Annotated in this window: 9 protein-coding genes; 7 read left to right on the top strand and 2 right to left on the bottom strand. The window is 65.7% G+C overall.

The features are described from left to right. The 3 genes from VFA16_RS03495 to VFA16_RS03485 form a co-directional block, all read left to right on the top strand. Window positions 1–385: HNH endonuclease (locus VFA16_RS03495; RefSeq protein ID WP_324966479.1), on the top strand; the 385-nt coding region annotated here is incomplete at its 5' end. 87 nt (window positions 386–472) lie between these two features. Beyond that, a complete protein-coding gene (locus VFA16_RS03490; RefSeq protein WP_324966480.1) occupies window positions 473–700 on the top strand; it encodes a hypothetical protein in 228 nt (75 codons plus the stop codon). Continuing rightward, entirely contained in the window at window positions 687–1,154 is a 468-nt protein-coding gene (locus VFA16_RS03485) for a DUF5130 domain-containing protein (RefSeq protein WP_324966478.1), read from the top strand. Before VFA16_RS03490 ends, VFA16_RS03485 begins: the two co-directional genes overlap by 14 nt. Window positions 1,155–1,172: 18 nt before the next feature. Here the strand turns inward: VFA16_RS03485 and pepN are convergent, their stop codons facing one another. Further along, window positions 1,173–3,746 (bottom strand): aminopeptidase N, encoded by a 2,574-nt coding sequence (gene pepN / locus VFA16_RS03480; protein WP_324966477.1) that lies wholly within the window; start codon window positions 3,744–3,746, stop codon window positions 1,173–1,175. A gap of 204 nt (window positions 3,747–3,950) precedes the next feature. Here pepN and VFA16_RS03475 point away from each other — a divergent pair, with 204 nt between their 5' ends. From VFA16_RS03475 to VFA16_RS03460, 4 genes are all read left to right on the top strand, one after another. Further along, window positions 3,951–4,562 (top strand): Rv2466c family mycothiol-dependent reductase, encoded by a 612-nt coding sequence (locus tag VFA16_RS03475; protein WP_324966476.1) that lies wholly within the window; start codon window positions 3,951–3,953, stop codon window positions 4,560–4,562. 38 nt (window positions 4,563–4,600) lie between these two features. Beyond that, window positions 4,601–5,092, top strand: a complete 492-nt coding sequence (locus VFA16_RS03470; protein WP_324966475.1) for a ribose-5-phosphate isomerase — start codon at window positions 4,601–4,603, stop codon at window positions 5,090–5,092. Window positions 5,093–5,094: 2 nt separating this feature from the next. Continuing rightward, a complete protein-coding gene (locus VFA16_RS03465) occupies window positions 5,095–5,901 on the top strand; it encodes an Fpg/Nei family DNA glycosylase (RefSeq protein WP_324966474.1) in 807 nt (268 codons plus the stop codon). A 152-nt stretch (window positions 5,902–6,053) separates the two neighbouring features. Next, on the top strand, window positions 6,054–6,350 hold the full coding sequence (locus VFA16_RS03460) for a hypothetical protein (protein WP_324966473.1): 297 nt from the start codon (window positions 6,054–6,056) through the stop codon (window positions 6,348–6,350). Window positions 6,351–6,820: 470 nt separating this feature from the next. Here VFA16_RS03460 and VFA16_RS03455 read toward each other — a convergent pair. Continuing rightward, on the bottom strand, window positions 6,821–7,751 hold a 931-nt coding region (locus VFA16_RS03455), incomplete at its 5' end, for a serine hydrolase domain-containing protein (protein WP_324966472.1).

Here is a 7,751-nt window from a genome sequence, read left to right as displayed (position 1 = left end):
CATCCACTCCGCGACCAGGACGATCGCCGTACCGTCAGTTATCCGGCTGCGCTCGTTTGTCCGGGTGCCCTACCGGGCCCGTATCCCGATGACCAGGGCGGCGCTGATGCACCGCGACCGGTTCTGCTGCGCCTACTGCGGGTCTAAGGCCGACACAGTCGACCACGTAGTGCCGCGCAGCCGCGGCGGAGACCACTCCTGGGAGAACTGCGTGGCCTGCTGCTCGACCTGCAACCATCGCAAAGGTGACAAGCTGCTTGCTGAACTGGGCTGGACCCTTCACCTGGCGCCGATGCCGCCGAAGGGCCAGCACTGGCGACTGCTGTCCACGGTCAAGGAACTCGACCCGGCGTGGGCCCGGTACCTCGGCGAGGGTGCTGCCTAGCTCGGCGACGATGCGTAGCGCGATGCGGAGAAGCCGGGCAATCGGAGTCAGAACTCGCGATGGGATACGGTTTCCGTCGTGAGCATGATGGAGATCCACCTCTACTTTGTGGGAATCCCGCTGCTGCTGGTAGCCGTGCTGGCGGCGCTGATCTGGTCGCGCAAGGGGCCCCACCCGGCGACGTACAAGCTGTCGGAGCCGTGGACGCATCCGCCGATCCTGTGGGCCGCTGTCGACGAGGAGGTCGGCGGCAGCCACCACGGACACGGCAGCTCGGAATTGATTGTGGGGGGTGGCGCCAGTGGCAACTGGTGAAGTCGCGACCATCGAACCCGCGCAGTTGCCGAACGGCTGGGTGGTCACCGCCAGCGGACGGCTCTCGGGGGTCACCGAACCCGGCGACGTCTCGGTGCACTACCCCTTCCCGCTCAAAGATCTCGTCACGCTCGACGATGCGCTGACCTACGGCACGCGCAAGACCAAGGCGCGGTTGGCCGTCTACATCGGTGATCTGGGCAGCGACACCGCAGCGCGGGCCCGCGAGATCCTCGCCGAGGTGCCCACACCGAACAATGCGGTACTGATCGCCGTCTCGCCGGACCAGCATGCGATCGAGGTGGTGTACGGCGCACAGCTGCGTGGCCGCGGCGCGGAATCCGCTGCGCCGCTTGCGGTGGCGGCCGCAGCGTCGGCATTCAAAGACGGCAAGCTGATCGACGGACTGGTCAGCGCGGTGCGTGAACTCAGCGCCGGCATCGACCCCCCGTAGCCCGCGGCACAGGCAGCTTTAGGCGGCGTCAAACCGGCGGGCTTTCAGCGCCCGCTCGACTCCGGCGCGGCCCTCCAGCACCAGTCGGCGCAACGCCGGCGGCACCTCGGGATCGGCCAAAAACTCGTCAGCGGCCGCTAGGCCATCGTCGGTGATGTCCCACGACGGATACAGGCCTATCACCACTGTTTGCGCGACTTCACTGGATCGCCGCGCCCACACACCGGGTATCGCCGTGAAGTAGCGCGCGGTGAACGGCTTGAGCAACTCGGCCTGACCCGGTGCCGTGATCCCCGCAATGATGGACCGCCCCATGACGTTGGGCAGGGTGTCGTCCTCGACGACCGTGGTCCACGCTTTTTCCTTGACCCGCAGTTGTGGGCGTGCTGCCGCGGCTTGGGCGGCGTGACGCTTGCCGGCCGCCGTCGGGTCACGCTGCACTTCGGCGTCGATGAACGGCGTTTCCGGCCCGTCGGCGTCGATGTGGCCGGCGGTCGCCAACGCCGTCACGACGCGCCAGCGCAGGTCAGTGTCGACGTCAAGTCCGGCCAATCCCAACACGGCGGGGTCGCGGTCAAGCAGGTCCGCCAGCATCGCGACATGGCGGCTCGACAACACCGACGAGCACAGCGCGTTGACGAAGGCCAGTTGGTGATCCGATCCGGGCTCTGCATTGCAGGCCAGCTCCAGCAGCCGGTCGGCAAACGCCGGCCAACCATGCTCGCGGGCCCAGCCGGGCTCGGCGTAAGAGCCCAGTGCGGTCTGCGCTTGCATCAGCAGCCGCTGGGCCACCCCGATCTCGGTTTCGGCCTGCACACCGCGAGACACCAGTGCCACAAAATCGCGGGCCTTCATTTCGGCGTCGCGGGTCATCTCCCACGCCGCTGACCAGACCAGCGTGCGCGGAAGCGGCTCGGCGATATCGGCAATCCGATCCAGCGCGGTTTGCAGCGACTGCTGATCGAGACGAAGCGAGCAGTAGGTCAGGTCGTCGTCGTTGACGAGCACTAGTTGGCCACGCGAAAGGCCTTGCAGCGCTCGAACGTCCGTAGTCGGACCGGTGACGTCGAGTTCTTCGCGGTGCGTTCGGACCAGCTTGCCGCTGCCGTCGTCGTCGTAAACGCCGACCGCCAACCGATGCACCCGGGTTTCACCGGCACCCGGCGCAGCACCGCTCTGCTGGATCGCGAACCGGGTGAACCGTTCCTCGGCGTCGACGTCGAAATCAGCCCGCAGCGTGTTCAGCCCGGTGGTTTTCAGCCACTGCTGGCCCCAATCGGACAGATCCCGTCCGGACGCCTTCTCCAGCGCCTTGAGCAGGTCGTCGAACGTCGCGTTTCCGAAAGCGTGGGTGTTGAAGTAGTCACGCAGGCCGGCCAGAAACTGCTCGAGGCCGACGTAGGCCACCAGTTGTTTGAGCACACTGGCGCCTTTGGCGTAGGTGATGCCGTCGAAGTTGACCTCGACGGCGGCCAGGTCGGGAATGTCGGCAGCCACCGGATGCGTTGACGGCAGCTGATCCTGCCTGTAAGCCCACGACTTTTCCGCGTTGGCGAACGACGTCCACGCTTCGGTGAATTCGGTGGCTTCGCTTTGGCAGAGCACCGAGGCAAAGGTGGCGAACGACTCGTTAAGCCACAAGTCGTCCCACCACCGCATGGTGACCAGATCGCCGAACCACATGTGCGCCATCTCGTGCAGCACCGTCTCGGCGCGTCGTTCGTAGGAGGCGCGGGTGACCTTGCTGCGGAACACATAGTCCTCGATGAACGTCACCGCCCCGGCGTTCTCCATGGCGCCGGCGTTGAACTCCGGCACGAACAGCTGGTCGTATTTGCCGAACGCATACGGCACGCCAAAGTGCTTGTGGTAGAAGCCGAATCCCTGCTTCGTCTGGGTGAACAGCCGCTCGGCATCCATGTATTCGGCTAGTGTGGCCCGGCAGAAGATGCCCAACGGGATCTCGCCGTGCTCATCGATGTAGGTGTCGGTCCACTTCGCGTAGGGCCCGGCGATCAACGCCACCAAGTAGGTGCTCATCCGCTGGGTGGTGGCGAAGGTGTGTCGACCGTTTTCGGCGGTGACGGCGGCAGCGTTGGAGACGACCTGCCAGTGTTCGGGTGCCCGCACCGACACGTCGAAGGCGGCTTTGAGGTCGGGCTGGTCGAAACACGCGAACATGCGCTTGGCGTCGGCCGTTTCGAACTGCGAGTACAAGTAGACCTCACCGTCTACCGGGTCGACGAAGCGGTGCAACCCCTCGCCGGTGTTGGAGTACCGGCAGTCGGCATCGACGACGAGCTCGTTGTGCTCCGCCAAGCCGGTGAGCGCAATGCCGGTCGATTCGTCGTAGCCCGAGACGTCGAGCTCGCGGCCGTTGAGGGTGGCGCGATGAACGGTGTCTGCGGCGATATCGATGAAGGTGTCGGCGCCGGCCAGCGCATCGAACTCCACCGTCGTGCTCGACCGGAAGGTGCGCTCGCTGGGCGCGCCGTCGCCGTCGGTCAGATCGAGGCTGATGCGGTATTTGTCGACGGTGACCAGAGCGGCGCGTTCGACGGCTTGGTCACGGGTCAAGTTGGGAAGTGCCACGGTCTAAACCTAGCCCGGCGACGATGCAGAGCGCGTAGCGCGATGAGGAGGAGCCGGGCAATCAAGTTCGAGCCCGGCGACGATGCAGAGCGCGTAGCGCGATGAGGAGGAGTCGGGCAATCAAGTTCGAGCCGCCGGGAACAGTTCTGCGCCGACTACGGTTGTGCTGGACGGCTGCCGTGACCGTCGATGAGAGGATCCAGTATGTCCGAGAAGTCAGTCGCCGATTTCTGGTTCGATCCGTTGTGCCCGTGGGCCTGGATCACCTCGCGCTGGATCCTGGAAGTCGAGAAGGTCCGCGACATTGAGGCGAACTTCCATGTGATGAGCCTCGCGGTGCTCAATGAGAAGCGCGAGGATCTGCCCGAGGAATACCGCGAACGGCTGACGAAGGCCTTCGGTCCGGTGCGGGTGGCGATCGCCGCCGAGCAAGCCCACGGCGCCGAGGTGCTCTCACCGCTGTACACCGCGATGGGCACCCGCATCCACAACGAGGGCAACAAGGACCTCGACGAGGTCATCAAGCAGTCGCTGGCGGAGGTCGGCTTGCCCGCCGAGCTGGCCGAAGCGGCTAACAGCGACGCTTACGACGAGGCACTGCGCAAGAGCCACCACGCGGGGATGGACGCCGTCGGCGAGGACGTCGGCACGCCGACCATCCACGTCAACGGGGTCGCATTCTTCGGCCCGGTGCTGTCGAAGATTCCGCGCGGTGAGGATGCCGGCAAGCTGTGGGACGCGTCGGTGACTTTCGCGTCGTACCCCCACTTCTGGGAGCTGAAGCGAACCCGTACCGAGCCGCCGCAATTCGACTGAGGTCTGCGTAGCCCGAAGCGTCCGGCACAATGTCGGGCATGCGCGTCTACTTGGGTTCTGATCACGCCGGCTACGAGCTCAAACAGCAGATCATCGAGCACCTGACGAATTCCGGGCACGAGCCGATCGACTGCGGCGCGTTCAGCTATCAAGCCGACGACGACTATCCGCCGTTTTGTATCGCCGCCGCGACCCGCACGGTCGCCGACCCGGGCAGCTTGGGCATTGTGCTGGGTGGGTCGGGCAACGGGGAGCAGATCGCCGCCAACAAGGTACCCGGGGCACGGTGCGCCCTCGCGTGGAGCGTCGAAACCGCGACGTTGGCGCGCGAGCACAACAATGCCCAGCTGATCGGCATCGGCGGCCGCATGCACACTGTTTCGGAGGCGCTTGCCATCGTCGATGCGTTCCTGACCACACAGTGGTCGAAAGCCGAACGCCACCAACGTCGTATCGACATTCTCGACGAATACGAACGCACCCATCAACCGCCGCCGGTGCCCGGGCCTGAAACCCCAACGGCGGGCTGACCGTGCCCGAAGGGCACACCTTGCACCGGCTGGCCCGGCTGCATCAACGCCGTTTCGCCGGTGCGCCGGTGGCGGTGTCGAGCCCGCAGGGCCGATTCGCCGGGCCGGCCTCCGTTGTCGACGGCCGGGTCCTGCAGCGCACCAGCGCATGGGGCAAGCACCTCTTCCACCACTACGTTGATGGCCCAACCGTGCATGTACACCTCGGCTTGTACGGTCATTTCACCGAATGGGCCCGTCCGCCAGGACTCGCCATGCCGCCACCAGTGGGACAGGTCCGAATGCGTATGGTGGGCGCCGAATACGGCACCGACCTACGCGGTCCGACGGTGTGCGAACTGCTCGACGATGCCCAGGTCGCCGACGTGGTGTCCCGGCTTGGTCCCGACCCGCTGCGTCGCGACGCCGACCCGGCATGGGCCTGGGCGCGGATCACCAAGTCCCGCAGGCCGATTGGCGCACTGCTGATGGACCAAACAGTGATCGCCGGCGTCGGCAACGTCTACCGCAACGAACTGCTGTTTCTACACGGTATCAACCCCTACCGGCCTGGCCGGACGATCACCGACGCGCAATTCGACGCCGCGTGGCGAGATCTGGTGGAGCTGATGAAGATTGGGCTGCGCCGCGGCAAGATCATCGTCGTCCGGCCCGAGCACGACCACGGTGCACCGTCATACCTGCCGGACCGGCCCCGCACCTACGTGTACCGCCGAGCCGGCGACCCGTGCCGGGTGTGCGCCACCGCAATCCACACTGCCGAGCTGGAGGGTCGGAATATCTTCTGGTGTCCAACATGTCAACGGTGAAGGTGGCATCCGGCTAACCCCTAGCATATTGGCAGCAAGTTACCAGGGGGCTATGCTGAAAATCACTGCGCTCCAAGCGGTTTGATCCCAGGCTGCTATGGTACTAGTGAAACGTGAAGAAATACGCGCGTTTTGGCGCAACAACAGTCGTTATGACCGCTGGCTTAGGGCTGGTCGGTTTGGGTGCAGCAACCGGTGCCCAAGCCCAGCCTCGGCCCTTGCCCGAATACCACTGGTGCCCGGGTCAGTTCTGGGATCCGGTTTGGGGTCCCAACTGGGATTGGGGCAACTGCCACGACGACCACCACCGCGACATCGATGGACCTGATCATGGCCGTGACTACTGGGGTGGCCCCGGCGACAACCGCGGACCTGACGACCGCAGACCTGGCGACTGGCACCCCGGCCCCGGCGGACGTGACGACCACGGGCCTGGCCCCGGACGCTAACTCCCGACCGTCCACCTAACCGGGCCGGACGACTGCCTCAACGGGCACGCCGTCCGACCCGACCACATTGGATGCCAAATCCGGTGGGCACGCTGGGAGTTTCCCGTTCCGGGCGGGCGGGTACGCGTTCATCATGAGGAAATCAACGCGGTTTGCAGCAGTGACGATCATGACCGCCGGCCTGGGCTTGGCTGGACTCGGTGGCGCGAGCGGCATTCAAGCCCAAGTGACGCCTTTCCCGAATCTCCCGTGCAACCCGGGCGAGGCCTGGAACCCCGGCAATGGCCCGTATTGCAACAATCTGGGACCCGGTAACGGTGTACCTGGACCTGGGTACGGCCCTGGAGTAAATGGTCCCGGGCCGAACGGCCCCGGGGTTGGACCCGGCGTCGGCGGGCCAGGAGACGGCGGAAACGGTGGCGGCGGTCATGGCGGGGGCGGGGGACACTGACACCCCGCGCTGAACGGGGTCAGCCCCTCCTGACACCCAAGGCCGCGTAGACCTCGTCGCTCAAGGCGACACTCCGCGGGTCGGCGTTGGCCTTGGTGGCGTCATAGCGATTCATGACGTACGCGTAGCCGATTCGGTGCTCGAGGTCTACGAACGCGAATGACCCGCCCAGGCCGCCGTGCCCGAAAATCCCCGGGTTGGGTCCGTTAAGGCAGCGCTGGTTGAGCATGTAGCCAAGACCCCACCCGTGGTCGGCGACCCGTGGGCCCAGCACCAGGTCCGTCTCGAAGCCGCCCTGACAAACCCGCACGAGCTCCATATGGCGGCGGGTCAGCAGCTTCTCTTGGGCAAGCGCGTTGTAGAAGGTCGCCATTCCCAGCGCCGACACCTGTGCGTTGTTGGCGGGGAACTCCAGCTCGCGCCACAGCTTCAGGTTGTTGGAGCCCAGTTCGTCGTCAGGTGCAAACCCCATTCCGACGGACAACCCGGCCTTGGGGTGTTCGTCCAGCGAGACGGGGCAGGCGGGTGCCTGCGCAGAGGCCAGCATCTCGCGGATATGCGGCTTGTTCACCGGATCCGCGCACCTGGGGTGTTCGCTGGCGGGGAGGCCAATGTGGACCTCGATACCCAGTGGCTCCGCGATCTCGCTGCGCAGGTAGTGGCCAATCGTGGTGTCGGTGACTCGACGGAACACCTCGCCGAGGATGAAGCCGAAGGTAAACATGTGGTAGCCCTGCGCGGTATTGGGCTTCCACCACGGCTCGCCGGCGGCCAGCCGGTCGCACACCAAATCCCAGTCGGCCATCTGCTGCCACGGCACCGGCTCCCGCGGCCCGATCACGCCGGATCGGTGGTTCATCACCATCGCGACCGTGATGTCTTCCTTACCTGCCCGGCCAAATTCCGGCCAATAGCGGGCGACCGGTGCGTTCAGGTCGATCTCACCGCGC

Source organism: Mycobacterium sp., assembly GCF_035653355.1.
In the GTDB taxonomy this organism is placed as follows: Bacteria; Actinomycetota; Actinomycetes; order Mycobacteriales; family Mycobacteriaceae; genus Mycobacterium.
This window is presented reverse-complemented; position numbering and strand designations above follow the sequence as displayed.